24 protein-coding genes and 1 pseudogene are annotated in these 25,088 nt (G+C 52.8%); 16 read left to right on the forward strand and 9 right to left on the reverse strand.

Going from position 1 to position 25,088, the window contains the following annotated elements:
- Nucleotides 1-20: 20 nt before the first annotated feature.
- Nucleotides 21-1,166 carry an alpha-hydroxy acid oxidase gene (locus ACFQO0_RS16390; RefSeq protein ID WP_382236823.1) on the reverse strand — a complete coding sequence of 382 codons (1,146 nt, stop codon included), beginning with the start codon at nt 1,164-1,166 and terminating at the stop codon, nt 21-23.
- 121 nt (nt 1,167-1,287) lie between these two features.
- A complete protein-coding gene (locus tag ACFQO0_RS16395) occupies nt 1,288-1,602 on the reverse strand; it encodes a hypothetical protein (protein WP_382236826.1) in 315 nt (104 codons plus the stop codon).
- Between the two features lie 97 nt (nt 1,603-1,699).
- Here ACFQO0_RS16395 and ACFQO0_RS16400 point away from each other — a divergent pair, with 97 nt between their 5' ends.
- Entirely contained in the window at nt 1,700-2,872 is a 1,173-nt protein-coding gene (locus tag ACFQO0_RS16400) for an HPP family protein (RefSeq protein WP_382236828.1), read from the forward strand.
- Nucleotides 2,873-2,952: 80 nt separating this feature from the next.
- Entirely contained in the window at nt 2,953-3,423 is a 471-nt protein-coding gene (locus ACFQO0_RS16405; protein WP_382236831.1) for a PAS domain-containing protein, read from the forward strand.
- Nucleotides 3,424-3,523: 100 nt separating this feature from the next.
- Here ACFQO0_RS16405 and ACFQO0_RS16410 read toward each other — a convergent pair whose 3' ends face one another.
- Entirely contained in the window at nt 3,524-4,102 is a 579-nt protein-coding gene (locus ACFQO0_RS16410) for a restriction endonuclease (protein ID WP_382236833.1), read from the reverse strand.
- A 188-nt stretch (nt 4,103-4,290) separates the two neighbouring features.
- On the opposite strand from ACFQO0_RS16410, the gene ACFQO0_RS16415 reads away from it, so the two are divergent.
- On the forward strand, nt 4,291-4,863 hold the full coding sequence (locus ACFQO0_RS16415) for a M15 family metallopeptidase (RefSeq protein WP_382236836.1): 573 nt from the start codon (nt 4,291-4,293) through the stop codon (nt 4,861-4,863).
- Between the two features lie 25 nt (nt 4,864-4,888).
- Here the strand turns inward: ACFQO0_RS16415 and ACFQO0_RS16420 are convergent, their stop codons facing one another.
- Nucleotides 4,889-5,770 carry a LysR substrate-binding domain-containing protein gene (locus tag ACFQO0_RS16420; protein ID WP_382236839.1) on the reverse strand — a complete coding sequence of 294 codons (882 nt, stop codon included), beginning with the start codon at nt 5,768-5,770 and terminating at the stop codon, nt 4,889-4,891.
- 163 nt (nt 5,771-5,933) lie between these two features.
- On the opposite strand from ACFQO0_RS16420, the gene ACFQO0_RS16425 reads away from it, so the two are divergent.
- The 5 genes from ACFQO0_RS16425 to ACFQO0_RS16445 all read left to right on the forward strand — a co-directional run bounded on the left by ACFQO0_RS16425 (nt 5,934) and on the right by ACFQO0_RS16445 (nt 10,668).
- Nucleotides 5,934-6,854, forward strand: a complete 921-nt coding sequence (locus tag ACFQO0_RS16425; protein WP_382236842.1) for an NAD-dependent epimerase/dehydratase family protein — start codon at nt 5,934-5,936, stop codon at nt 6,852-6,854.
- Nucleotides 6,855-7,570: 716 nt separating this feature from the next.
- Entirely contained in the window at nt 7,571-8,230 is a 660-nt protein-coding gene (locus tag ACFQO0_RS16430; protein ID WP_382236845.1) for a hypothetical protein, read from the forward strand.
- A 90-nt stretch (nt 8,231-8,320) separates the two neighbouring features.
- Nucleotides 8,321-9,064 carry a histidine kinase gene (locus ACFQO0_RS16435; RefSeq protein WP_382236848.1) on the forward strand — a complete coding sequence of 248 codons (744 nt, stop codon included), beginning with the start codon at nt 8,321-8,323 and terminating at the stop codon, nt 9,062-9,064.
- A 39-nt stretch (nt 9,065-9,103) separates the two neighbouring features.
- Nucleotides 9,104-9,361 (forward strand): transposase, encoded by a 258-nt coding sequence (locus ACFQO0_RS16440; RefSeq protein WP_382236851.1) that lies wholly within the window; start codon nt 9,104-9,106, stop codon nt 9,359-9,361.
- Between the two features lie 209 nt (nt 9,362-9,570).
- Nucleotides 9,571-10,668 carry a GlxA family transcriptional regulator gene (locus ACFQO0_RS16445; protein ID WP_382236854.1) on the forward strand — a complete coding sequence of 366 codons (1,098 nt, stop codon included), beginning with the start codon at nt 9,571-9,573 and terminating at the stop codon, nt 10,666-10,668.
- 328 nt (nt 10,669-10,996) lie between these two features.
- Here ACFQO0_RS16445 and ACFQO0_RS16450 read toward each other — a convergent pair whose 3' ends face one another.
- Nucleotides 10,997-11,896: a LysR family transcriptional regulator gene (locus ACFQO0_RS16450; protein WP_382236930.1), complete on the reverse strand. Its 900-nt coding sequence runs from the start codon at nt 11,894-11,896 to the stop codon at nt 10,997-10,999.
- A gap of 145 nt (nt 11,897-12,041) precedes the next feature.
- On the opposite strand from ACFQO0_RS16450, the gene ACFQO0_RS16455 reads away from it, so the two are divergent.
- The gene (locus ACFQO0_RS16455; protein ID WP_382236857.1) at nt 12,042-13,046 is read left to right on the forward strand and encodes a zinc-binding alcohol dehydrogenase family protein; all 1,005 of its coding nucleotides are present in this window, start codon (nt 12,042-12,044) and stop codon (nt 13,044-13,046) included.
- Nucleotides 13,047-13,134: 88 nt separating this feature from the next.
- On the opposite strand, the gene ACFQO0_RS16460 is transcribed toward ACFQO0_RS16455, so the two are convergent.
- Nucleotides 13,135-13,830 (reverse strand): DUF4197 domain-containing protein, encoded by a 696-nt coding sequence (locus ACFQO0_RS16460; RefSeq protein WP_382236860.1) that lies wholly within the window; start codon nt 13,828-13,830, stop codon nt 13,135-13,137.
- Nucleotides 13,831-13,923: 93 nt separating this feature from the next.
- Complete coding sequence (locus ACFQO0_RS16465; RefSeq protein ID WP_382236863.1) at nt 13,924-14,808, reverse strand: DNA ligase; 885 nt, start codon at nt 14,806-14,808, stop codon at nt 13,924-13,926.
- A gap of 215 nt (nt 14,809-15,023) precedes the next feature.
- On the opposite strand from ACFQO0_RS16465, the pseudogene ACFQO0_RS16910 reads away from it, so the two are divergent.
- The 7 genes and pseudogenes from ACFQO0_RS16910 to arsH all read left to right on the forward strand — a co-directional run.
- Nucleotides 15,024-15,569 (forward strand): annotated as a pseudogene (locus ACFQO0_RS16910) (DNA polymerase ligase N-terminal domain-containing protein); the annotation flags it as partial.
- Complete coding sequence (ligD, locus tag ACFQO0_RS16470; RefSeq protein WP_417457040.1) at nt 15,546-16,607, forward strand: non-homologous end-joining DNA ligase; 1,062 nt, start codon at nt 15,546-15,548, stop codon at nt 16,605-16,607. The pseudogene ACFQO0_RS16910 and the gene ligD, both read left to right, overlap by 24 nt.
- Nucleotides 16,608-16,856: 249 nt before the next feature.
- Nucleotides 16,857-17,192, forward strand: a complete 336-nt coding sequence (locus tag ACFQO0_RS16475; RefSeq protein ID WP_382236868.1) for an ArsR/SmtB family transcription factor — start codon at nt 16,857-16,859, stop codon at nt 17,190-17,192.
- 47 nt (nt 17,193-17,239) lie between these two features.
- Nucleotides 17,240-17,749, forward strand: coding sequence for an arsenate reductase ArsC (locus ACFQO0_RS16480; protein ID WP_382236871.1), 510 nt, complete (start codon nt 17,240-17,242; stop codon nt 17,747-17,749).
- Between the two features lie 78 nt (nt 17,750-17,827).
- On the forward strand, nt 17,828-19,111 hold the full coding sequence (locus ACFQO0_RS16485) for an arsenic transporter (protein ID WP_382236874.1): 1,284 nt from the start codon (nt 17,828-17,830) through the stop codon (nt 19,109-19,111).
- Between the two features lie 32 nt (nt 19,112-19,143).
- Nucleotides 19,144-19,572: an arsenate reductase (glutaredoxin) gene (gene arsC / locus ACFQO0_RS16490; protein WP_382236877.1), complete on the forward strand. Its 429-nt coding sequence runs from the start codon at nt 19,144-19,146 to the stop codon at nt 19,570-19,572.
- A complete protein-coding gene (gene arsH / locus ACFQO0_RS16495; RefSeq protein WP_382236879.1) occupies nt 19,538-20,275 on the forward strand; it encodes an arsenical resistance protein ArsH in 738 nt (245 codons plus the stop codon). Before arsC ends, arsH begins: the two co-directional genes overlap by 35 nt.
- 88 nt (nt 20,276-20,363) lie before the next feature.
- Here the strand turns inward: arsH and ACFQO0_RS16500 are convergent, their stop codons facing one another.
- Together ACFQO0_RS16500 and ACFQO0_RS16505 are read right to left on the reverse strand one after the other, a co-directional pair.
- Nucleotides 20,364-21,818: an efflux transporter outer membrane subunit gene (locus ACFQO0_RS16500; protein ID WP_382236882.1), complete on the reverse strand. Its 1,455-nt coding sequence runs from the start codon at nt 21,816-21,818 to the stop codon at nt 20,364-20,366.
- A 2-nt stretch (nt 21,819-21,820) separates the two neighbouring features.
- Nucleotides 21,821-25,048, reverse strand: a complete 3,228-nt coding sequence (locus ACFQO0_RS16505; protein ID WP_382236885.1) for an efflux RND transporter permease subunit — start codon at nt 25,046-25,048, stop codon at nt 21,821-21,823.
- Between the last annotated feature and the right edge of the window lie 40 nt (nt 25,049-25,088).

Here is a 25,088-nt window from a genome sequence, read left to right on the forward strand (position 1 = left end):
GGCTGTTATTGAATCTGCGATCAGTAAGTCCCGGGAATCAGGATTTTCTTGTCCACATTCTTCACATCGGTGACACCGCAAAATGCCATCGTCAAGTCCAGTTCGCGCTCGATGATTTCCAGGCATTTGGTCACACCCTCTTCGCCCATTGCGCCCAAACCATACAAGAAGGAACGGCCGATATAGGTGCCCTTCGCACCGAGGGCCAGCGCCTTGATCACATCCTGACCGGAGCGGATGCCGCCATCCATATGCACTTCGATCTGGTCACCCACCGCATCGACGATGCTAGGCAATGCGGCTATGCTGGACAAGGCGCCATCCAGCTGACGACCGCCGTGATTCGATACGATCAAGGCATCGGCGCCACTGGCCACCGCCAGTTTTGCATCTTCCGCATCCATGATGCCCTTGATGATCAACTTGCCGCCCCAGCACTTCTTGATCCATTCAACGTCTTTCCATGACAGCAGCGGATCGAACTGCTGCGAAGTCCATGACGACAGCGATGACATGTCCGATACGTCGCTCGCGTGCCCGACAATATTGCCGAAGCCGCGACGCTTGGTGCCCAGCATGCCCATGCACCAGCGCGGCTTACTCATCATGTTGATGATATTCGCCAACGTCAGTTTTGGCGGAGCGGACAAGCCGTTCTTCAAATCCTTGTGGCGCTGACCCAGAATCTGCAAATCCAGCGTCAAGACCAGTGCCGAACAACCTGCAACTCTGGCGCGCTCTATCAAGCGTTCGATAAAGGCACGGTCTTTCATCACATACAGCTGGAACCAGAACGGCTTGCTGGTATGCGCGGCAATATCCTCGATCGAGCATATGCTCATCGTCGACAGCGTAAAGGGAATGCCGAATTTTTCCGCCGCTTTGGCTGCGAGTATCTCGCCATCCGCATGCTGCATGCCTGTCAATCCGGTCGGTGCAATTGCCACCGGCATATGCACTTCCTGTCCGATCATCGTGGTTTTCAGCGTGCGGTTGGCCATGTTTACCGCGACCCGCTGGCGGAACTTCATTTTGGCGAAGTCGCTGCTATTGGCGCGATACGTCGATTCGGTCCATGAACCGGAGTCGGCGTAATCGTAGAACATGCGGGGCACGCGCTGTTGCGCCAATACGCGCAAATCTTCAATATTGGTGATGATGGGCATGGGATGGCTTCCTTTTAAACGCTCAATTCGGATTGATACGCTGGCTGCATGCAATCATGCAGGTCTTTATTGTTCGATGCGCCATTTTATTTCTTCAGCTTCATTCCTGAGATGAATGTTTTTAATCTGTTGCAGCAGATCGCAGCGTGAAGAAGCGCGCCGTGCTGGATGCGTAGCGGGCATCAGGGCGCCCCATTTGAGTTGATTCGTTTGCTTTTTTGGTATGATATTTTGCAAGGCTCATGACCGGGAATGCAATGATATCTTCGCTATCGGGCACAAGGAAATTCCGCGACATTCTCGTCTCCTGCCATGGAAGCCAAATATATTTGCATTTAAGATGCAACATATTTAAACTTCCATCCTTGAAAAGCAAACCCTTACCTGTCAGGATCACCGGCGTCTTCATATCGATTTCGCGGGACGATCGCATCATGCGCATTCACCATGCTGCATGCGCTACAGTGACTCGTGGTATGTGGTTGTGATGCAAGAACATGTAAGAGCACATTAGGCATTCTGTTAGGGGCAGCATGGTTCAATCGAAATGGCAGTGGCTACTCCGTATTTTCCCGGCACCGGGATCCGTCGATCGCTATGAAAAAATGCGTGCCTGCTCGGGCGCATTGTTCGGTCTGGTTCTCACCGGCCTCACCACCTATATTCTTCTTGGCAAAGACGTACATGCGATGTGGCTGATCGCACCTATGGGCGCATCTTCCGTATTGCTGTTTGCGGTACCGGCCAGTCCTTTGGCACAACCATGGTCCATCATGGGTGGCAATATCATTGCGGCAATCATCGGTGTGACCTGCGCCAAAATGGTAGGCGAACCGATTCTGGCGGCAGGCCTCGCCGCCGCATTGGCGATCGCCGGGATGTTTGTCTTTCGCTGCATACATCCGCCCAGCGGCGCGGTGGCTCTGACCGCAGTATTGGGAGGACCTGCAGTACATGCGATGGGTTACAGCTTTGTCCTGATACCGGTCGCACTCAACTCCTTGCTGCTGTTATTGACTGCCTTGTTCTTCAATAATGCAACGGGCCGACGCTATCCGCATGTCACGCAACCGGATCGCACTAGCAAGCACAATACGACCGACGTTGCACCGACCGAGCGCATCGGCATCACGCCTAGCGATCTCGATACCGTATTGACACGCTACAACCAGGTGCTGGATATCAGCCGCGCCGATCTGGAATCGATCATGCTGCAGACAGAAATGCAGGCATACCGCCGCCGTATGGGCGAAGTGAAATGCGCCAGCATCATGTCGAAGGACGTCGTCAGCGTGGAGTTCGGTACCGAACTGGCGGAGGCATGGGCACAATTCCAGTCACATGATCTGACCGCCTTGCCGGTGATCGATAGAGGTCGACGCGTGATCGGCATCGTGACCAAGGCAGACTTCTTGCATCATGCGGAAATAGAATTGCATGAAGGGCTGGGACAAAGGCTGACCAATTTGCTGCGCCCTTCGCAACTGACACATACGGAAAAGCATGAAGTGGTCGGCCAGATCATGACCAAAGAGGTGTACACGGCCGACGCCAATCAGTCTATCGTGGATCTGGTACCGCTGATGTCCGACTCAGAAGTTCACCAAATGCCGGTGATCGATGGACAAGGACGATTGGTGGGAATGATTTCGCAAACTGACATGATCGCTGCACTTTTCGAACATGGCCTTGCCGAAGGCAGTTAAAACGTTCATATTTTGTGCAAATACACTATCGCAACGCATGATTAGAATGAATGTCAGAATGAACTACAGGAGAATTAGAGATGAGCAATAACACCAGTACTCTGGATCTGGCTTTGTCCAAGGCGATCGTTGATCAGGCACCGGATGCGGTTATTTTTGCGGACCATGGCGGGTTGATCAGGGTCTGGAATAGCGGCGCAGAAAGAATTTTCGGCCATGCTGCAGCGGACGTGATTGGCGGCCCGCTCGACATCATCATTCCCGAACGCATGCTGCAAGCGCATAACAAAGGCTTCGATCATGCGGTCGCGACAGGTGAAATGAAATACGTCAACAAGGTGCTGACAACCCGCTCCATGCACAAGGATGGCAGCAAGATATACATCGATATGAGCTTCGGCATGGTGCGCGATGAAGAAGGAAAAATTCTCGGTGCGCTGGCAGTAGCCAGAGATATCACCGAACGCTTCAATAATGAAAGTGCACAACGCGTGCGTATCGCCGAACTGGAAAAAGCGCTGACAGAAAAATCCGATAGCGCGGCAAGCTAATCCAGACTGAACAGCCACACAAAAAAAACGGCAGCAAGATCGAATCTTGCTGCCGTTTTGTTATCTGCACTGATCGCTACACGTGGCCGTCATCAGAAAACTAGATTTTGCGCTTGGCGACTGTCATTTCGCGCAACAACTTGGCCAGACCGGCGCCGTGTACCAGACGCATTTTGTGATCCACCGCAAACTGCATTGCATTCGGCGTGAATTCGCCGGCAGTAATATAGAACGAGTAATCGGCGGCGCCCGCCTCCACTGCATGATGTAAATCACGCAAAGGTTCTATGCCATTGCTCGCTGCCTTCCAGCGTTTGCAACTGACCAGCGCCTTGCGCCCCGAACTGGTGATGGAAAAATCAGCATGCGGCTGATCGATACGGGTCACTTCGAAGCCATCGCGTACTAATGCGCGTTCTATTTCTACTGAAAAATCCTTCCAGGACATCGCGCGCGTTGCCTGCAGAATTTCGGCCACGCGTGCCGAGCTCGGTTCGCCGCGTTTGCGCCATAAGACCATCAGAGAAACGACCATGAATGGCATACCAGTAAAAATACCGTACAGCGCGTATTGTCGCGGCATCAATGCCCAGGCGACAATACCAATGACCAACGCAATCGCGCCGCTTACCCACCACTCCGTGCGCAGCAACAAGGCAAAAATCGAGTTTTTTTTCATCTTCAAATTCACGTGTCACCTCATAGTTTTCTTTGGCTGGCATGATAACGCAGTTCGACAACGGTAGAGGCAGTCCGCAAGCAAATCCGGCCATTCCCTCGGATATGACTCAGGATTGCAGACATTCAGATTCCCACGTAAGCTGATCAGTCGTCAGCAGCCGCATTGAAAAATCACCTCAAAACGAAATGAGAAATCGCGAATACGAAAACCGCATCCAGCGCGAACTGGCAAGACTGGGAATAACGCTGGAGTTGATTACGCAGAAGAAGCTACCGTTTTATCGGGAAGCACAGGAACTGGCACTGGGTGACACCGATGCCGACGGTCGCGAATACTTGATGACGCCAGCGACGGCCATGGCCTGGGCCGGGATGAAGGCTGCCGCATTGCAGGACAATGTGATCCTCGAAGTCGTCTCCGCTTTCCGTTCCATCGATAGACAAATCGAAATCATCCAGAACAAGCTGGATCGCAACATGCCTATCGAACAGATACTGACCCTGAGTGCGCCGCCCGGTTACAGCGAGCACCACACCGGCTGTGCGATCGATATCAATACGCCGGGTTGTATTGCCACCGAAGAAGAGTTTGAAAACACAGACGCCTATCGCTGGCTCGATGAACACGCAGGCCGGTTTGGATTTTTACTTTCCTACCCGCGTGACAACACACTAGGCTTTATTTATGAACCCTGGCACTGGTGCTTTCAAGAGGGAGCGAACCTGGAAATGACTATCTCCATCAAGGCAAACTATTGATGGATACCGCATGTGTTTGCTCTCGTTATAGTTTCTGCTGCAAAAATTCGAGAAAGCAACTGATGCGTCGTGACAATTGCGTATTCCGGTAATACACCGCATGGATAGGTTGCCGATACCCGGTGTAGTAGTCCTCGAGAATCTTGACCAGTCGCCCCGCCGCAATATCTTCCCGCGTCATGAAGTCTGCCAGGCTCGCAATACCCTGCCCATGCAAGGCCAATGCGCGCAAGGTTTCGCCACTGGATGCAAAAATCGACGGCGTCACGCTCAAGGTTTCACCTCCGCTATGTCGTATCGGCCACGCATTGCCGGTTTCGAACTGCAAAAACCCCAGCAATTGATGCTGCGCCAATTCCTCCGGCTTGCTCGGCGTGCCATGCTTTTGCAAGTACGCAGGACTCGCCAGTAGATAAAGAGGATTGGCGTTCAAGGCACGCGCGTGCAAGGTCGAATCCTGCAAGGTGCCGATGCGAATCGCGATATCGGTGCGATGTTCCAGCAGGTCGGCCACTTGATCATTGCTGCTCAACTCCAGTGTGATGTCTGGGTACAGCGCGCGGAATTCAGCCACATGCGGCACGATCGCATGCAGGATAAATGGCGCTGCTGCATCGATACGCAATCGGCCACTCGGTCGTTGACGCCGCACGCGGATAGCTTCTTCCGCTTCGTCCATGGCCGCCAGGATCGCCCTCGCCTTCTTTAAAAGCAAATGCCCTTCGTCAGTCAACTCCATGCGACGCGTGGTGCGCGTCAGCAAAGATGTCGCCAGCTTCTCTTCCAGCCGCGACAAGGCACGACTGACTGCCGAAGTCGTCTGGCCAAGATTGCCAGCAGCGGCACCTAAGGTCCCGCTATCGACGACCGTGACAAAGGCTTTCAAATCGTCTGAATTGATATCCATAGGCCAAGTTATTGTTGATTTACAGGAAAGTATCTTTTGATAATACCGCTATTTTTCTCAACAATAAATGCCGGCATAGTACGTTCATGCGCTCGCTGCTGTATCGGAAGCTTCTGATTACAGAGCAAGCCCACAAATAGCCCTCTCTATAAAAGGATTAAACATGAACGTATTTATCACAGGTGCAGCAGGTTATATCGGAGGATCGGTTGCAACACGTCTGCTCGAAGAAGGTTACCAAGTGCGTGGCCTGGTGCGTACACAAGAACAAGCCGATCGCGTCAAGCAACGCGGCATAACTCCGGTGATCGGCACGCTGGACGATCAGGACATATTGACGCGTGAAGCGAAACAGGCCGATGCCGTCATCAACGCCGCCAGCTCCGATCACCTGGCTTCAGTCGAAACCATGCTCAACGCACTAGAAGGCTCAAACAAGGCCTTCGTTCATACCAGTGGCTCCAGCGTGATCGGCGACGATGCACGTGGCGAATGGAAGTCGGACAAGGTGTTTGCCGAAAACACGCCTGTAACCATCGTGCCGGAGAAAGCTGCTCGTGCCGCGCTCGACAAATTGATCATCGATGCGGCACAACGCGGTGTGCGCTCTGTCATTCTGTGCAACACGATGATCTACGGCACCGGTCTCGGTGCCAGCCCAGACAGTGTGCAAATTCCGCCACTGGTGGCGCAAGCGCAAAAAAACGGCATTGCACGTTACGTAGGTCTGGGCGTCAACGTCTGGTCCAATGTGCATATCAAGGATGTCGTCGAACTGTATTTGCTTGCACTGAAAAATGCAGCGGCCGGCTCTTTCTATTTTGTGGAAAACGGCGAAGCATCGTATGCCGACATCGTGACAGCCATTGCCAAACGCTTGAAGCTCGGCGCACCGCAATCATGGCCAGTCGAAGAAGCGATCAAGGAATGGGGATTCGGCCATGCGGTCTATTCCTTCGGCTCCAACAGTCGGGTGACTGCGGCGAAAGCACGCAAGGAACTGGCCTGGCAGCCACAGCACACATCGGTTTTTGAATGGATAGAAAACGATATGCACGTAACGACAAGTGCGATTCATTCATAGCTGTTCACATCAGCCATCATATGCATGATCCGGTCGCTGTTCACTGAGTAAAATCAGTCGAACAGCTGCTGCGCTTAGCCGCGCATGAGCCGCAGTCACCACATTACCCAAGGTGATTTTTACGGGTATTGCATTGTCTATGCGATCGCCACGATCCAGACGCATCTACCATTCCGCATCGCGTCGCACACGGCTTGTCCAGCGGCGATGATCGCAACGAAATAAAAATCGAAATGCGTGCGCTATCCACGCGCTACATTGCTATTTTTCTCTCGTAATTCTTGCCAGAATATCTGTTCTATCTGAATTCTTCTATCGTGGCCGCGGTAGATTGCCTGTGCCTTTCAATTTACTGTGTCACTGCGCGATGAAGGACATCTCCATGCGCAGAGAAAAACATACACGTCTGATTGCGCGCCATTATTTTCGCGATGTGTCATCGCAAGTTCATATTCCTCTTCTGCTTACCGCACAGAAACCCTGCCAAACCCGGCATGAGCATCTGTCTGATGCTGACAAGGTTTCGTCGTAAATAAATTTACTTCTCATCCTAAGATCAATTCAATCCAAACGGACCAGAGACTTGGTCAGAGACGGGTTGATTCGCAGTGGCTTTGAAATTCAAAGTCACTTTTCTTGACTCATCTTGTTCGTCAGTCGGGGCATACGAACAAGGCAGTAAAACTCATTCCGCCCCTTATTCAGGAGAATAGAAAATGAAACAAACTATTTTGGTGGCACTCGTCGGCTCATTGTTTGCAATGTCGGCGATGGCAAATGGCCCTCGCCCAGGCAACGGCAACAATAATCCATTTCCAACCCCAACCGCCGCAGCAACTACGGTTACTGCCATTTCCACGGGTGGCGCCGGTGGTGCTGGTGGCGGCGCAACCTCAGGCAATGCCACTGGCGGCGCAACTACCGGCGGCACAGCCAATGCTGGCAGCGCCAACCAAGGCAACTACGCTGGCAACGCCAATAGCGGTGGAAACTGGACTGGCGCTGGCGGTGCTACGTCAACAGGCGGCGCAACCACGGCAGGTAACACAACGAGCAGAGCCACTATGGGTACGCCAAACGGCCAAGTCACTCAAACCAGCCGATTCGGTGGCAACAACGGCCACACCCCAGCTGGCGGTGGCAGCGTCAGAAACGGCAACACGTCGGGTTCGGAACAAAAACTCAACGGCAACTCCCTGGCGGTTGGAGGAACAGCTATGTCTAATACCGGAAAAGCAGATGCCTCAGTCAGCGATAACAAAAATATCGCAGGCTCAGCAACATCCGTGACCATCGGTGCGCCTGCACTCAGCGGTCCAGCCTTTGGCGGTTTCGGTGGTAACGGCGGCAATGCATCGTCGAGCGCAGAAAATTAATACATGAAGTGTCCGGCATGCCGGACGACAGGAGGAGAGTTACCTCTCTTCCTGTCGATTTCGAATAACAAACAACAGGATGGAGCAGCCATGAAAAGCAAAATAGCAGGCATGCTGGTAGCCTCACTAATTACCTTACCAGTATTTGCAGGGGAATATGGCGGCTCTGGTTCAGCCCCATCTACCAGCTCATCTTCGTCCGCGACTGGCGGTGCTGGCGGTGCTGGTGGTGCAGCTTCCGGCGGCAGTGCAACAGGCGGTAGCGCAACGGGCGGCACATCTACCGTCAGCGTATCGGTTTCCGTTCCAACTGGCACTGCCGGTACAAGCGGTACCAATGGCGTAGGCGCCGCAACATTGGGGGACGTCGGCGAAGCCGGCAGTAGTGCATACAACACCAAAGCCACCGTGGATTACGGCGGTAGCTATAAAGTCAAGTCAGTGCCTAGCGTACTTGCCCCGTCTCTGACGGCTACGCTGTCTGATACCTGCATGGGATCAGCATCGTTCGGTTTGTCCGTAGTCGGCGTAGGCGCGAGCGGTGGTATCACGATGGTCGATGAAGCATGCGTACGACGTCTTGATTCGCGTGAATTCCGTGCAATGGGTTTGAATGATGTTGCGCTTGCCCTCTTATGCCAGAGCGAAGCCAATCGCAGAGCGATTGAAGATACGGGACGCGAATGCCCTGCGACAGTAAAACAGACCAAATCAAGAACCAATCCCAACGGTTCAAACGGTACTGCGACCGCTTCGTCTTCCTACGAATATACAGACCCCATCATTCGTAAACGTATGGGACTTGAACCGCTGGACGTCGCAGAATCCAAATAACAATTAACCAATTCTCTGTCTTGAATGAAAGGTCATGCGATGAAGCCGCCTACCACTAGTGAACAAATCGCCTCTGCCTTGAAGCAGGAAGAGTTGGGATTGCCTTTGGAAGATGTGATCCGGGAAGCTGGTGTCTCGGAGCAAACATTTCTCAGTTGGAAAAAACGGTACAGCATGATGCCCTCTTTTCCACAGGATTTGAAATCTCTGCTGCAGGAAAATCACAAGCTCAAGCAAATCGTTGCAGAACTCACGTTGGAAAACGCGCGGCTGAACGATCAGTTGGATACAAAATAAAAGGAAGTAATTACGAACATTGTTTTTTTCCAGCATCGCGAATTGCATTCGACATGATTTAGGTCAAACCTGCGACCGTGTAAGTTCCATAACATGAACTTGTATGAACATAATGACAAGTTTTGCATTCATCCCTCTACAAGGAAAAACAAGACTTACAACAACCAAGCAGATAGAACAAAAAATCAAAACACAGATGGGGAAAAATCATGGAATTGCTGTCTTTCAAGACCCTCGCGCCCAATAGCGATGTCAAGTCCATCAAGCATATAGGCATCATTGTTTTTGATGGCGTCATCTTGGCAGATGTCATCGGTGCAGCAGATGTATTTTCAGTTGGCGATAAATTGATTTCATCCGTATTCCCGGGAGCGATAGGCTACGCCATCACCATGTTGTCGATAGAAGGTGGCTCCATCCGATCCTCGGCGTCGGTACAAATCATGACTGCGCCACTTCCACCTCACGACAATCATTCTTTCGACACGCTCTTGATCATCAGCGGAACAGGAAACTTCGACGCTTACAGCGATCCGCGTCTGATTAACTGGCTGCAAAACATCGAGGGAAGCGTACGTAGAATTGCCGCTATATGCACAGGCGTATTTGTGATGGGAGCTGCCGGCTTGCTGAACAACCGTCGCGCCACGACACATTGGGCGCTGCAAGACAAATTGAGTAAAGAATTTCCCAAGATACTGCTTGAGCGTGATGCAAAAATGATCGAAGACAGTGGCATGTTTACCGCCAGCGACATAGGCATGGCATCTGATATTGCGCTGTCCTTTCTAGAATCAGACCTTGGTCCTGCAGTGGCAAAACGTGTCGCTGAAAGCGTCATCGGCTACCAGCGTCGCCGTGAGAATCCGCTAGCGATCAAACCATTCAAATTGCATGAAACGCAAACATCGAACAAGATCGAACAAGCATCGCGCTGGTTCGTCGAACATATGGCCGAGCGCATCGATATGTTAAGCGCTGCAAACTATGTATCCATGAGTGAACGCAATTTCCAGCGTCAGTTCAAATTGAGTACAGGCTGGACGCCGAGCGAATATCTGCTGCATATTCGACTGGAAGCCGTGCGACAACAATTAACCGAAACAGATTTACCTGTCGATAAAATTGCAAGACGCTGTGGTTTTTTGAATGGCGAACACGTCGCCAAATTATTCCGAAAACATTTGTCCATGTCGCCGTGCGAATACCGCAAAAACGAACGCAATTCGAAACAAATGTCACTATTGCCTCAAGTACCGCCACCATCGTACGCCTACAAATCATTCAATAACGAGATGGGGCATTGAATTCTCATCGTGACATTCATCCGAACAATGCAAAATTCTTCTTGTTCCGGGCTCACTATGCCTTATCCGATATTGTGCGCGCAAAAAAAGGCTGATAACGCATCGGCTGTCACAGATTCCCCTGTCGTCAGACCTTGCCAACTTTGTGCGCGCAATGATTCATTCCCGTCAACACTGCAGTCAACGATACAGAAGCGTTGCACTGAAAACGAACATCCGAAAAAATTGTGCAAGCTCTTGTCTCGCTAACACGCCTTGGTTCCTCCCCATCCCCCGGTTCCGCGCAGTGAAATAGTGTTCCCATGTTCCTCTTTCTTCGTGGCATGCGCTATGCAGACAACTCTGCCAAGCGTGGTCGTAGAAAATCCCGCAGACCGACGATAGCAGGCGACAGCATCAGGCGATGCGCACACACCAGGTTCAAGGGTGCCGCTTCGCCCTGATAGGCAGTCAATGCGGCAACGAGCCTTCCTTCGCTTAAATCGCGGCTGACATCCAGGCGCGATTTATAAGCCAGTCCTCTCCCAGCTATCGCCCAACGCCGCACGAGATCAGCATCGTCGCTCACGCGATCGCCATCAACAGTCAGCGCTTCAATTTTTTTATTTTTATGAAATGTCCATCGTTCGTGAACTGTCTCGCCCAGAACAAATCGCAGGCAGTTATGGCTGGATAAATCGGCCACCTTTTTCGGTATGCCGTGACGCTTGAAATAATCTGGTGACGCACAAAGCACGCGGCGATTATCAGCAAGCAAGGGCAAAGCCACCATACTGGAATCTTCGGGTGCGCCATAACGAATCGCGACATCCACCGTCTGCCTGTATAAATCCGCCAGGCGATCGCTGACGCGTATCCTGAATCGTATATCGGGATGCAGCAGCTGAAACTCGTCCAGCCACGGCAGCATCACATTACGCCCAAGATCTGAAGGAAGCGAAAGATTCAATTCGCCGGAGATGGTTTCCCTGTTACGCACCAGACTGGCGGCGCCCTCGTCCAGCGCCAGCAATACATTGCGCGCATGCAGCAAATATTGTTCACCATCCGACGTCAGACGCAGGCTGCGCGTTGAGCGCACGAACAGGCGCACGGCCAATGCCGTTTCCAGTCGCTTCAACGCAGCACTGGCCGCCGCAGGCTCCATATCCAGCTCCCGTGCAGCAGCGGACAGGCTGCCGCACTCGGCTGCGCGAACGAATAACATCAAGTCTTCCAGTCGCGGTATTTTCATTTTATTTTTGAAAGTGATAGTTAATTTAGCGTATTTTCAATAAACAGAATATAGCGGAAACTGCATCGCATGGCTTCTGCAATTATTTGCCGATGCGATCTACTAATCACTCAAGCGCATTCAAAAAAGGAAAACTCACATGAAAGCTGTTGGATACAAGAAGGCCTTGCCGATTACGGGTGAGGATGCCCTGCTCGACATCACATTGCCCGAGCCGATCGCGCACGGTCGCGACTTGCTGGTCGAGGTGAAGGCGATTTCAGTCAACCCGATTGACGTCAAGGTGCGCTCAAGTGCGACTCCACCTGAGGGCGAATACAAGGTAATCGGCTGGGATGCCGCCGGCATCGTGCGCGCGGTCGGCGATCAGGTCAGCCTGTTCAAGCCGGGTGATCGCGTTTTTTATGCAGGCTCACTGACGCGTTCCGGCACCAACAGCGAATTGCATCTTGTCGATGAACGCATCGTCGGCCAGATGCCCGACTCCCTCAGCTATGCTCAAGCTGCTGCGTTGCCATTGACGTCGATCACTGCATGGGAATTGCTGTTTGACCGCCTGGGTATCAATGCACAGACAACCGGCGCCTTGCTCGTCATCGGTGCGGCAGGTGGTGTCGGCTCCATCCTCATCCAACTGGCACGCCAGTTAACCGGCCTGACCGTTATCGGTACTGCGTCACGTCCGGAAACAGAACAATGGGTACGCGATCTCGGCGCACATCACGTGATTGACCATCGCCAGCCCTTATCCCAAGAATTGAAAAAGATAGGCTTCGATAGCGTCCCCTATGTCGCCAGTCTGAACCAGACAGGTCACCATATGGACGAGATCGTTGCATCGATCACACCCCAAGGAAAATTTGCCCTGATCGACGACCCGACGTCGCTGGACGTCATGAAGTTGAAACGCAAGAGCATCTCGCTGCATTGGGAACTCATGTTTACCCGTTCGATGTTCGAGACACCCGATATGCAGAAGCAGCATGATTTGCTCAATGAAATCGCCCGTCTGATTGATGCCGGTACGATCAAGACCACGATCGCCGAAAACTTCGGCACCATCAATGCCGCCAACCTGCGCCGCGCGCATGCACTACTGGAAAGCAATACTTCCAAGGGAAAGATTGTGCTGGAAGGTTTTTAAGCAGAAGGATGGAAAGACTTTTGCAACACTTATAAAAAACGGCGCAGGGTGCGCCGTTTTTTTATGAAGACAAATCCAAGCGATTTTTTTACTTGATTGCGCCAAACACCTTGCCCAGAATCGCACTGCCGGTACCGACAGGATCGGCACGAATCGCTTTTTCTTCATCCGCGATGATGGTGTAGAGTCCATCCAGCGCGCGCTGCGTCACATAAGTTTCCACACTGGCTTCTTCTTTCGATACCAGGCCGCTGGCGCTGGCCTTGCCCATCACTGCATTGTATTGCGCTGACAAGCCATTACCGTCGGTAATCTTTTTAACGACGGGCAAGAACTTTGCACTCAAGGGCGTCGCCGTCTTTTGACGGAAAAAGTCCGTCACCGAAGTTTCGCCACCAGTCAGAATATTTTTTGCATCCGTGACAGACATCGATTTCACTGCATCCAGCAACAAAGGCTTGGCAAGCGCAACCGCCGACTCGGCGGCGTGGTTCATCGATACCTGCAATTCATCGAGTTTCTTGCCCTGCCCTGTCATGCGCAATAGCGGCATGGCTTTTTCCACTGCCGACGGCAAACCGATCTTCACTTTTTCATTATTCAGAAAACCATTTTCCACACCCAGTTTGGCGACAGCAATGGTCGCTCCTTTTTCCAGCGCCGCCTTGACACCGCTGCTGGCATCCTTGTTACTGAGATCAGCTAGGGACAACGCGCATGCAAGCGATGCGACACACATCAACGAGCCGGCGACGGCTGTCTTGTAAATAGATGAAATAAACATGATGTCTCCTGGATGGCGATAGGGATAAGGCAATTGAATAATGCAGAGTAGATTAATGCAGAATAATAACGCCACATCATCGATGTGCGCATTTTATTGATCTTCGCGTACTCTTAAAAAACTGGCAAAGCGTGGAATGCCGCTCTCATGCACACCGCGAAAACGATACGTTACCGAGCAGCCCACAGACGGAGGATAGGCACGTTGTGCGTCGCTGAATCCGCTGCCTATCTTGAATCTCTGTCCGCCCGGCATCTCCACGAGCAAGGCACCGAGTTGACCGGCATATTTTCCCTTGCCGGCAATATGGCCAATCACGCGTGCTTCGGCATCATCGTGCAACTTGAGTTTCAACAAGTCGTCGTTGCGCTCTGCGCGGTAGTACGATGCGCCCCGGTGCAGCATCAAACCTTCGCCGCCTTCCTTTGTCACCGTCCTGAGCATTTTTTGCAAGCTGCGATGATCACTCATCCTGTTTTGCTTCACCGACTGCACCCATGGCAAACCAATTGCCGCAATGGTAGTTTTCAATATCGGCAATCGCTGATCGAAAGTGCCTTTATGTGCAGGCAGATCAAACACCATGAACCGCATTTTTCGCCATGCAATGTCGTCCGGCACTTGCCGGCGTGCGGTCGATACCGCATCGGAAAATCCTCCGCGCCCTGCCCATAATTCACCGTCCAGTGCAGTCTCTGGCCAACCGGCAACAAACCATGCCGGCGGCACAATGGTTTCTCCGCCACGTGTCCTTAATGTCTTCCCATCCCAATAAGCGCGTATGCCATCGTATTTTTCGCTTACCCAATACGCTTGCAAATCAATGCCGGCGTGATACACATTTGCCAGCATGACGGGAGCGCGCCTGGATGCATTATCGTCAAGTGCAAAGGCAGGTTCCTGCATGCAACAAGATGCAATAAGCGCGATCAGAAACAGTCGAACAATGCGTATGGGAAATGGTTTTTCAGTGTGCATTGCGTGCTCCTGGCGAGGGTTCATTCCAATGAAAGACGGGCGGCTTTATCAGCTATGTTTTTTCGCGTTTCATGATACGTGGATGCCAGGCCACCGCCATCCCATATACACACGATAAAGTGCGCACAACGCGCATCGTTTCCGCATTTATTTGCGAAACGCTAGTCGGGTAGGCGTAGCATCATGTATCAATCGCTTTTTATCGGGCGTCGATCATGGCCTCCAACCCTCTCAAGACTTATCAGGAAAAACGCGACTTCAGCGTGACGCCGGAGCCAGCCGCGGGTGGCGTGGCGCATCCAGCAGCGCGTTCCTTCGTCATCCAGAAACACTGGGCCACTCAGCTGCACTATGACTTCCGGCTGGAACTCGATGGCACGATGAAAAGCTGGGCGATTCCCAAAGGTCCGAGCCTGGATTCCAAAGACAAGCGGCTGGCGGTACATGTGGAAGATCATCCGATTTCTTACAACAGCTTCGAAGGACGTATTCCGGAAAACCAGTACGGTGCCGGCAAAGTCATCATCTGGGATAAAGGGACCTGGATACCTGACGGCAACCCGCACCAGGGCTATCGCGACGGTCATCTGCAATTCGAACTGCATGGCCACAAGCTGCACGGCAAATGGGTATTGATACGCATGAAAGGAAAAGGCGAAAAAAAAGAGCCCTGGTTGCTGGTCAAGGAAAAAGATCCGTATGTGCGTCCTGCTGCCGAATTCAGCGTTGTCGATGCCATGCCAGATAGTGTGGCCGATTTGGACTGCGAAGAAGTACCTGCCCGGCAGAATATGACGGAAGATGTCACCGACGATGCTGACAATCCTGGTCGGCCATCAAGCGTTGGCGACACGACCCAGGCAGTTATGTCTAGCCTTCAGCCCGATCTGGGTGCGCTGCCTGTGCCGTATAACCAGGTCAATATCAGTCATCCAGACCGTCTCGTGGATACATATACCGGGACAAAGAAGATCGATCTGATCAGCTATTACACGCTGGTCGCACCTTTCATGATGCCTCATCTCAAGGACAGGCCGGTATCCGTCGTGCGTGCGCCGCTAGGGATAGAAGGCGAACTATTTTTCCAAAAACATTTGGATGCGCCCATGGAAGGCATCGCATTGCTCGACCGGAAACTCGATCCAAAACATGCGTCTCTAATAGAAATCGTTGACCCCATAGGCCTACTGTCCGCGGCCCAAATCAACGTGATCGAATTCCACACCTGGAACAGCCTGAAAACCGCGATCAACACACCGGACCGCATGACCTTCGACCTAGATCCAGGTGCCGGCGTGCCGTGGGAGATGACACAGAAAGCAACCTTGCTGATGTGCGCCTTGTTGGAGCAACTAGGCTTGCCGTCATTCGTCAAAACCAGTGGCGGCAAAGGCATGCACATCGTGGTTCCGCTGCAGCCGCTGCATGACTGGAAAACCGTCAGGAATATATCCCATGCAATCGTGCTTCACGCGGCCGCCATGTACCCCATGCATTTTGTCGCCAAAAGCGGGGCACAAAATCGCATCGGAAAAATCTATATTGATTACTTGCGCAATGGTTTCGGTGCCACCACGGTCGCCGCCTGGTCAGTGCGTGCGCGCCCGGGACTAGCTATATCGGTACCAGTCGCGCGCGACGAAATCGCGCAATTGCGTAGCAGCGCCCACTGGACTGTCGCCAATATCCAGACGCGGCTTGAACAAGGCAATGCGCCGTGGAATGACTACAGCAAGTCGGCACAAAGCCTGGTTCCTGTAATGACGCAGCTCGCGACCCTGACGCACCTCGCCAAATAATGTGACCACATATTGATCCGACTAATGCGCCCGGCACGCGACAGCAATCCCGAAATCCCACCCTTCTATTTATGCAGTGAAAAAATACATCGCCTAATGCAACTTCTAATGTATTGAAGTTCGATGCTACAGAGCCGAATCCGTCGGATATCCATGCTCCAAATGAGGAGATGGCGCCCCCATAAAACGAGAATGCTTGTTTTTTCCCATCATTTCAATAATAATTGAAACGTTGAATAAAGGATCTGTATGGATACCAAAGCCACTATCGTCGCCCTGGCAGCACTCGCACAAGAATCACGCCTCGCTGTATTCCGCTTGCTGATTCAACTTGGCCCGGAAGGAATGGCTGCCACCAAAATCGGTGCACAACTGGGCATCGCGCCCTCCTCCATGTCTTTCCATTTGAAAGAACTCGCGCATGCCAATCTTGTCACCGCGCGCCAGGAAGGGCGCTTCGTCATCTACTCGGCCAACTTCAATGTGATGAATGAAGTGATCGGTTTTCTTACCAAGAATTGTTGCGGCGGCAATGTATGTTCGCCCGTCGTTGCATGTTGTGAGACTGAAGAAAAAGTCTCCTAGTTTTATCGTTTTTATTACTTTACAAACCTCCCCACAAAGGACGCAATATGACACTGCAACAGAACGACAAGACGTACAACGTACTTTTCCTCTGCACAGGTAATTCCGCACGCAGCATCATGGCCGAAGCCATGCTCAACACGATGGGCGCAGGCCGCTTCCAGGCCTATAGCGCCGGCAGTCATCCTGGGGGCACCGTCAACCCATTTGCCATAGAACAGATAAAAGAAACCGGGTACTCGCTAGACAATCTGCGCAGCAAAAGCTGGGACGAATACGCCACGCCCGAGGCACCCAGCATGGATTTCATCATCACCGTCTGCGACAACGCGGCGGGCGAGGTTTGCCCGGTATGGCCGGGCCATCCGGTTTCAGCACACTGGGGTTTTGAAGACCCGGCTGCAGCAACCGGCAGCGAGGATGAAAAACGCGCGGTGTTCTCAAAGGTAGCCAAACAAATTCACACGCGCATCACGCTGCTGAATAACCTGCCGATTGCAAAACTCGAAAAAGCTGCAATCAAACGAGAAATGGATGCCATAGGCGCCAACGCTTAAGCGCAATACGCGCCTTCTACCCGGATAGCCCGGACCCATAAACGCCCGGGCTGTCCGTCAATAATAAGAAAGTCGATCTTGTTTACCGCATTCATCATTTTTCTATTCACGCTCACACTGGTTATCTGGCAGCCGCGCGGACTGGGCATAGGCTGGAGCGCCAGCCTGGGGGCCGTGCTTGCATTGCTGTTCGGCGTCATCAGCTTTTCCGATATTCCAGTGGTCTGGCATATCGTGTGGAATGCGACCGGCGCCTTCATCGCGATCATCATCATCAGTCTGATACTGGATCAAGCCGGCTTCTTTGAATGGGCTGCACTCCACGTTGCCAGATGGGGCGGTGGCAATGGACGCAAATTGTTTGTATTACTGGTGCTGCTTGGTGCAGCTGTATCCGCATTGTTTGCCAATGATGGCGCAGCGCTGATCCTGACGCCGATTGTGATTGCGATGCTGCAGGGATTGCGTTTCTCTCCGCAGGCGACACTGGCGTTTGTAATGGCAGCCGGCTTTATCGCGGATACGGCTAGCCTGCCGCTGATCGTTTCCAATCTGGTCAATATCGTCTCGGCAGATTATTTCAAGATCGGTTTCGCACGCTATGCGTCGGTCATGATGCCGGTGAATATGGTCGCTGTCGGCATGAGCCTGCTGGTGCTGATCTGGTATTTCAAGCGCGACATTCCCAAGCACTACGATGTGCAGCAATTGAAACTGCCGACAGATGCGATTCGTGATCGCGCAACGTTTATCGCAGGTTGGTGGGTACTCGGCTTGTTACTCATCGGGTTTTTCTGGCTTGAAGAACTAGGCGTTCCTGTCAGCCTGGTCGCAGCAGTCGGCGCGGCGGTATTGCTGGTGATTGCAGGGAAAGGCCATGTGATCTCGACACGCGAAGTCATCCGGCATGCGCCATGGCAGGTCGTATCCTTTTCGCTCGGCATGTATCTGGTCGTCTACGGTTTGCGTAATGCCGGATTGACAGGCTACCTGACAGCGCTGTTGAATCAATTCGCCGTACAGGGCATCTGGGGTGCCGCGATCGGTACTGGCCTGATGACGGCTTTTCTTTCTTCGATCATGAACAATATGCCAACCGTGCTGATAGGTGCGCTGTCAATCGATGCAAGCAATGCGCAAGGCGCGGTGCGCGAAGCAATGATCTATGCCAATGTCATCGGCAGCGATCTCGGCCCGAAAATCACGCCTATCGGCAGTCTCGCCACCCTGCTGTGGCTGCATGTGCTGGCGGGCAAAGGCATCCGGATTTCATGGGGCTATTACTTCCGTGTCGGGGCCTTGCTGACGCTGCCTGTGTTACTGGCTACCCTTGCCGCGCTGGCTATTCGCCTCAGCCTCTGATCCATCATTTCACCAAGACATACGGACAAAAAATGACAACTATCTATCACAATCCTGCATGCGGCACGTCGCGCAACACGCTGGCCCTGATACGCAATACCGGCGAAGAGCCGACCATTATCGAATACCTGAAAACACCGCCATCGAAAGTGGACTTGATAAAAATGATCAGCGACGCAGGCTTGTCCGTGCGCGATGCAATCCGTCAAAAAGGCACACCGTACGCCGAACTCGGCCTCGACAATCTGCAACTCAGCGATGCTGCCTTGATCGACGCGATGCTGGCCCATCCTATTTTGATCAATCGTCCTTTCGTCATCGCAGACAAAGGCACACGCTTGTGTCGCCCGTCGGAACTGGTGCTGGATATCCTGAGCCGGCCGCAGCAAGGCGCTTTCACGAAAGAAGATGGTGAAGCGGTCATCAATGCGGAGGGACAACGTGTCGCACAAGCTCAATGATTTGCCCAACATCGATGCAGACTTGTTCAAGATACCGACGGCCGGTGATTTGCAGACAAGTACGCCTTCAACGCATGCGCCCCGCTTCCTGCTGCTGTATGGCTCCTTGCGCGAGAAATCCTATAGCCGCCTGCTGACCTTTGAAGCCGCGCGTCTGCTGGAAGCGATGGGCGGCGAAGTGGAGATTTTTGATCCACGTGACCTGCCCTTGCCTGACAGCGCACCAGACGATCATCCAAAAGTAAAAGAGTTGCGCGATCTGGCGGCATGGGCAGAAGGCATGGTGTGGACTTCACCTGAACGTCATGGCGCAATGACCGGCATCATGAAGGCGCAAATCGACTGGTTACCTTTATCGCTGGGTGCAGTTCGCCCGACGCAAGGCAAGACACTGGCCGTGATGGAAGTATCAGGCGGTTCACAGTCCTTCAATGCGGTGAATCAAATGCGGATACTGGGTCGCTGGATGCGCATGATCACGATCCCGAATCAGTCTTCCGTGGCAAAGGCATTTCTTGAGTTTGACGAGGCCGGCAGGATGAAGCCATCGGCCTATTACGAGCGGGTAGTCGATGTCATGGAAGAGCTGTTTAAATTCACACAGCTAACCCGTGATGCATCTGCGTATTTGGTAGATAGGTACAGCGAACGTCGTGAAAGCGCCGAGGCATTGAGCAAGCGTGTCAATCAAAGAAGTATCTAGAAAAAAGCGCAGCCAGAATTGCTCATTCTGGCTGCGCTTTGAACGCATAACTTCTTCTGTAAAAAAATTATGCTTCGCAGATTGGCTTTTACTGTTGCTGCGCCAAAGGCAACACGTCCCTGGATGCTGGTCGCACCGGCGACTCCCAGCCGCCGCCCAAGGCGCGTATCAAGCCCACCGACGCCACTGCGCGTTGACCTGCACTGCGTACGCGCGAACGTTGCGATGACAGATTGGAACGTTGAGCATCAATCACTTCAAAGTAGCTGGCAGAACCATTGCGGTAGCGTGAATCGGCGAGGCGTGCAGCGAGCTGCGCCGATTTGATCGCCTGCTCCTCGAACACCATTTGACGATCCAATGTGCGTAATGCACTTAGATTATCTTCAACGTCGCGGAAGCCAACCAGCACTTGCTGTCTATAGTTGGCGACCATGCCTTCATAGTTTGCATCGGCACGAGCGAGATTGGATTTGTTGCGACCGCCGTCGAACAAGGGCATCGACAACATGGTGCCAACCACAGGTCCGAGCATCCAGCTGCGGCTGGACCATTTGAACAAGTCGCGTAAATCGTTGGACTCGTAACCAGCGGAACCGGTCAACAGCAGCTTGGGAAAGAACGCTGCCTTGGCGGCGCCGATACGAGCACTGGATGCAGCAAGCTGACGCTGCGCCTGTGCAATATCCGGCCTGCGTTCCAGCAAATCGGATGGCAAGCCAGCCGGTACTGTCACGATAGGTGCATTGAACGGTGCGACGGCCAGCGTAAACTCTGCCGGTGCCTTGCCGAGCAAAATTGCCAGTGCGTGATCATTGCGTGCACGCTCACGGTTGACGCCTTCCAGTTCGGCGCTGGTAGTTGCCCATTCGGTTTTTGCCTGTGCAACATCCAGTTCGCTGGTATCACCTGCATCGAAGCGATGCTGCGCCAGATTCAATGCTTCCTGACGCAAGGCGATGGTTTTTTGCAGGACATCGATTTCCGAGTCGAGCGAACGTATCGTGAAGTAAAGTTGCGCGACATCCGACTGCAGTGCGAGCAGGACGGAGCGATAAGCGGCTTCCTGCCCTTCTGCATCCAGTCGGGCAGCACGGCTGGAATCGGACAAGCGACCGAACAGATCGACTTCGTATGAGAACGACAAAGGCGCACGATAGGTTGTTGATGTTGTCTGTGCATTGCCAGTGCGAGTCGGCCCTACACCGGCATCAACCTGCACGCCGCGATCCGCATCGACGACGCCGGCAGTGGCGCGCGCATCCTTGACGCGCGCCAGCGCCATCGCCAGATTCGGATTCGACGTCGTCGCTTCAACGATTAATTTGCCCAGATCATTGTCGCCATATACCGTCCACCATGCACCGCGATCTGCATTGTCGGCCGGGGCCGCGACTTTCCATGCGCCATCCAGTTGTTCAGATTTTTCGCGATACTGCGTCGGCAAGTCCAGTTTGACCTGGTCCGGTGGTTTCGCAGTGGAGCAACCAGCGAGTACCAGTGCCGCAGCCAGAGCAGTAAGAGTTAAGTTAAATTTTTTCATGATCAACCCTCGTAATTGTGCGTAGTTGAGTGAGAACCTTCCAGCGCAACAGGCGCCGGATGCGCCACATAGACTTCACCTTCCGGTTCCTTCTTGCGCGTGAATTTCTTCTCCAGCGTGCGCAGCAAAACATAAAAAATAGGCGTCAGGAACAAACCGAAGGCTGTCACACCGATCATGCCGGAGAACACCGCCACACCCATTGCATGACGCATCTCTGCACCGGCACCGGAAGACAGAATCAGCGGCACCACACCAGCGATAAATGCAATCGATGTCATCAGAATCGGACGCAGACGCAAACGTGCTGCTTCAATCGCTGCCGCATAGGTTTCACGTCCCTGATGTTCAAGCTCACGAGCGAACTCGACAATCAGAATCGCGTTCTTGCAGGCTAGCCCTACCAGCACGATCAGACTGATCTGCGTGAAGATATTGTTGTCGCCACCAGTCAACCAGACACCGAAGATGGCAGACAGCAAGCCCATAGGCACGATCAACAATACAGCCAACGGCAAAGCCAGGCTTTCGTACTGAGCAGCCAGCACGAAGAACACCAGCAACATCGCCAACGGCAGAATGATGAACAGCGTATCTCCAGCGATCTTGTCTTGATACGTGATCTCGGTCCATTCGTAGCTGATGCCGCGCGGCAGGGTTTCTGCCAGCAAGCGCTCAACTACTGCTTGCGCCTGACCTGTACTGTAACCAGGCGCAGGCCCACCATTCACATCGGCTGCAGGGAAACCGTTGTAACGGATGAATTGATCAGGGCCGTAGCTCTGCGTCATTTTTAATACCGATGACAGCGGCACCATTTCGCCATTCTTGTTACGCGCTTTCAACAAACCAATATCTTCAGCATGGGCACGGAAAGGTGCATCCGCCTGTACACGCACCTGGAAAGTACGTCCGAATTTATTGAAGTCATTGACATACAGCGAGCCCAGATAAACCTGCAAGGTATCGAACACTGCCGGCACCGACAAACCAAGTTGCTGTGCGCGGGTACGATCCAGGTCGGCATACAGCTGCGGTACGTTGATCTGATAGCTGGAGAACATGCCAGCCAGTTCAGGTGCTTGATATGCTTTCGCCAGGAAGGCTTTCAACGCATCGTTCAATGCTTCCTTGCCCAAGGCGCCCCTATCCTGAATCTGCAGCTTGAAGCCGCCGATGGTACCCAGACCTTGCACTGGTGGTGGTGGAAACATCGCAATGTAAGCGCCTTGGATGCCGGACATTTGCTGGTTCAGCTTTTGTGCAATTGCAGGACCACTCAAGTCTTTGCTCTTGCGTTCTTCAAACGGTTTGAGCGACATAAAGACAATGCCTGAGCTTGGGCTGTTGACGAAACCATTGATCGACAAACCAGGAAAAGCCACTGCCGATTCGACGCCAGGTGTCTTCATGCCGATTTCGGACATTTGACGAATCACATCTTCAGTGCGATCCAGCGAAGCTGCATCCGGCAATTGTGCAAAGCCGACGAGGTACTGTTTGTCCTGGCCAGGAATGAAGCCGGCCGGGACGTGATGGAACAGGAACATCGTCGCGCCTATCAGCACTGCATACACTGCCAAGGAAGCTGATTTACGTTTCAAGACACCGGTAACGCCTGTGCCGTATTTTTCCGAACCGCGATGGAATACTTTATTGAAGCGTACGAAGAACCAACCGAACGCTTTATCGATCGCCAACTGGAATTTGTCCTTGGGCGCACCGTGGCTTTTCAGCAGCAAGGCAGCCAATGCAGGCGACAAGGTCAAGGAGTTGAACGCCGAGATCACGGTTGAAATTGCAATTGTCAACGCGAACTGTTTGAAGAACTGACCGGTCAGGCCACTAACAAACGCAAGTGGAATAAACACAGCTGACAAAGTCAATGCGATCGCAATAATCGGGCCGGATACTTCACGCATCGCCTTGTACGTCGCTTCACGTGCGGTGAGTCCATCTTCAATATTCCGCTCAACGTTCTCCACCACCACAATCGCATCATCAACGACGATACCGATCGCCAGCACGAGCCCGAACAAACTGAGCGCATTGATAGAAAAACCAAGTCCCATCATCACAGCGAACGTACCAATTACCGATACCGGCACTGCCAGCAAAGGAATGATGGATGCGCGCCATGTTTGCAGGAAGATGATCACAACGATCACAACCAGCAGAATCGCTTCCAGCAAGGTATGCACAACCGCTTCAATTGATGCACGAACGAACTGCGTCGGATCGTAAACGATGCTGTAGTCAACGCCTTCAGGCATGTCTTTCTTCAGCTCAGCCATCGTCTTGCGGACGTTATTTGAAATATCCAGCGCGTTCGAACCCGGCGACTGGAAGATAGGAATAGCAACGGCAGATTTATTGTTCAGCAAGGAACGCAATGCATATTCGCTGGCACCCAGTTCTACACGTGCCACATCGCGCAAGCGTGTGACCACGCCATCGGGCGACGTGCGAATGACGATATCGCGGAACTCGTCTTCTGTAGTCAAACGACCTTGTGCATTGACGGAGATTTGATAATCAACACCAGGTACAGAGGGCGATGCACCGATCACACCGGCCGCAACATTGACGTTCTGCTCGCGAATTGCTTCAACGACATCAGTAGCAGACAAACCACGTTCCGCAACCTTGCGTGGATCCAGCCAGACGCGCATCGAGTAATCACCCGAACCGAACAATTGCACTGCGCCGATACCCGGCAAGCGCGCCAAACGATCTTTCACATTCAGCACTGCGTAGTTACGCAAGTAGGCCATGTCGTATCTATCGTTAGGCGACACCAGATGGACCACCATCGTCAGATCAGGCGAACTCTTGGTTGTCGTCACGCCGAGTCGCTGCACGACATCGGGCAAACGCGGCAGTGCCTGATTCACTCGATTCTGCACCAGTTGTTGCGCCTGATCCGGCGACACACCGAGTTTGAAAGTAACCGTCAATGTCATCAAGCCATCGGACGTTGCTTGCGATTGCATGTACAACATGCCTTCGACGCCATTGATCTGCTCTTCAATCGGCGTGGAAACGGTTTCCGCGATGGTTTGCGGATTGGCACCGGGGAAGTTGGCCTTGACCACCACGGATGGTGGAACGACTTCCGGATATTCGGAAATCGGCAGACTTACCATCGAGATCAAACCACCGATCAGAATGATGGCCGACAGCACGCCGGCAAAGATGGGGCGATCGATAAAAAATCGAGAGATATTCATTTCAGTTTCTTCTTTTTAAATGTGGAGAGCGAAGTCAGCC

The sequence above is a fragment of the Herminiimonas aquatilis genome, assembly GCF_042665175.1.
Lineage (GTDB): Bacteria > Pseudomonadota > Gammaproteobacteria > Burkholderiales > Burkholderiaceae_D > Oxalicibacterium > Oxalicibacterium aquatilis.

What these genes read in the sequence shown, in the direction of transcription:
- ACFQO0_RS16410 (WP_382236833.1), bottom strand. Translation starts at nt 4,102, where the DNA reads ATGAAAAAAAACTCGATTTTTGCCTTGTTGCTGCGCACGGAGTGGTGG.
- ACFQO0_RS16400 (WP_382236828.1), top strand. Translation starts at nt 1,700, where the DNA reads ATGGTTCAATCGAAATGGCAGTGGCTACTCCGTATTTTCCCGGCACCG.
- ACFQO0_RS16500 (WP_382236882.1), bottom strand. Translation starts at nt 21,818, where the DNA reads ATGAAAAAATTTAACTTAACTCTTACTGCTCTGGCTGCGGCACTGGTA.
- ACFQO0_RS16405 (WP_382236831.1), top strand. Translation starts at nt 2,953, where the DNA reads ATGAGCAATAACACCAGTACTCTGGATCTGGCTTTGTCCAAGGCGATC.
- ACFQO0_RS16505 (WP_382236885.1), bottom strand. Translation starts at nt 25,048, where the DNA reads ATGAATATCTCTCGATTTTTTATCGATCGCCCCATCTTTGCCGGCGTG.
- ACFQO0_RS16435 (WP_382236848.1), top strand. Translation starts at nt 8,321, where the DNA reads ATGAAAAGCAAAATAGCAGGCATGCTGGTAGCCTCACTAATTACCTTA.
- ACFQO0_RS16475 (WP_382236868.1), top strand. Translation starts at nt 16,857, where the DNA reads ATGGATACCAAAGCCACTATCGTCGCCCTGGCAGCACTCGCACAAGAA.
- arsH (WP_382236879.1), top strand. Translation starts at nt 19,538, where the DNA reads ATGCGGAGGGACAACGTGTCGCACAAGCTCAATGATTTGCCCAACATC.
- ACFQO0_RS16430 (WP_382236845.1), top strand. Translation starts at nt 7,571, where the DNA reads ATGAAACAAACTATTTTGGTGGCACTCGTCGGCTCATTGTTTGCAATG.
- ACFQO0_RS16390 (WP_382236823.1), bottom strand. Translation starts at nt 1,166, where the DNA reads ATGCCCATCATCACCAATATTGAAGATTTGCGCGTATTGGCGCAACAG.
- ACFQO0_RS16440 (WP_382236851.1), top strand. Translation starts at nt 9,104, where the DNA reads ATGAAGCCGCCTACCACTAGTGAACAAATCGCCTCTGCCTTGAAGCAG.
- ACFQO0_RS16420 (WP_382236839.1), bottom strand. Translation starts at nt 5,770, where the DNA reads ATGGATATCAATTCAGACGATTTGAAAGCCTTTGTCACGGTCGTCGAT.
- ACFQO0_RS16465 (WP_382236863.1), bottom strand. Translation starts at nt 14,808, where the DNA reads ATGCACACTGAAAAACCATTTCCCATACGCATTGTTCGACTGTTTCTG.
- ACFQO0_RS16455 (WP_382236857.1), top strand. Translation starts at nt 12,042, where the DNA reads ATGAAAGCTGTTGGATACAAGAAGGCCTTGCCGATTACGGGTGAGGAT.
- ACFQO0_RS16460 (WP_382236860.1), bottom strand. Translation starts at nt 13,830, where the DNA reads ATGTTTATTTCATCTATTTACAAGACAGCCGTCGCCGGCTCGTTGATG.
- ACFQO0_RS16395 (WP_382236826.1), bottom strand. Translation starts at nt 1,602, where the DNA reads ATGATGCGATCGTCCCGCGAAATCGATATGAAGACGCCGGTGATCCTG.
- ACFQO0_RS16415 (WP_382236836.1), top strand. Translation starts at nt 4,291, where the DNA reads ATGAGAAATCGCGAATACGAAAACCGCATCCAGCGCGAACTGGCAAGA.
- ACFQO0_RS16425 (WP_382236842.1), top strand. Translation starts at nt 5,934, where the DNA reads ATGAACGTATTTATCACAGGTGCAGCAGGTTATATCGGAGGATCGGTT.
- ligD (WP_417457040.1), top strand. Translation starts at nt 15,546, where the DNA reads ATGCCAGATAGTGTGGCCGATTTGGACTGCGAAGAAGTACCTGCCCGG.
- ACFQO0_RS16480 (WP_382236871.1), top strand. Translation starts at nt 17,240, where the DNA reads ATGACACTGCAACAGAACGACAAGACGTACAACGTACTTTTCCTCTGC.
- ACFQO0_RS16445 (WP_382236854.1), top strand. Translation starts at nt 9,571, where the DNA reads ATGGAATTGCTGTCTTTCAAGACCCTCGCGCCCAATAGCGATGTCAAG.
- arsC (WP_382236877.1), top strand. Translation starts at nt 19,144, where the DNA reads ATGACAACTATCTATCACAATCCTGCATGCGGCACGTCGCGCAACACG.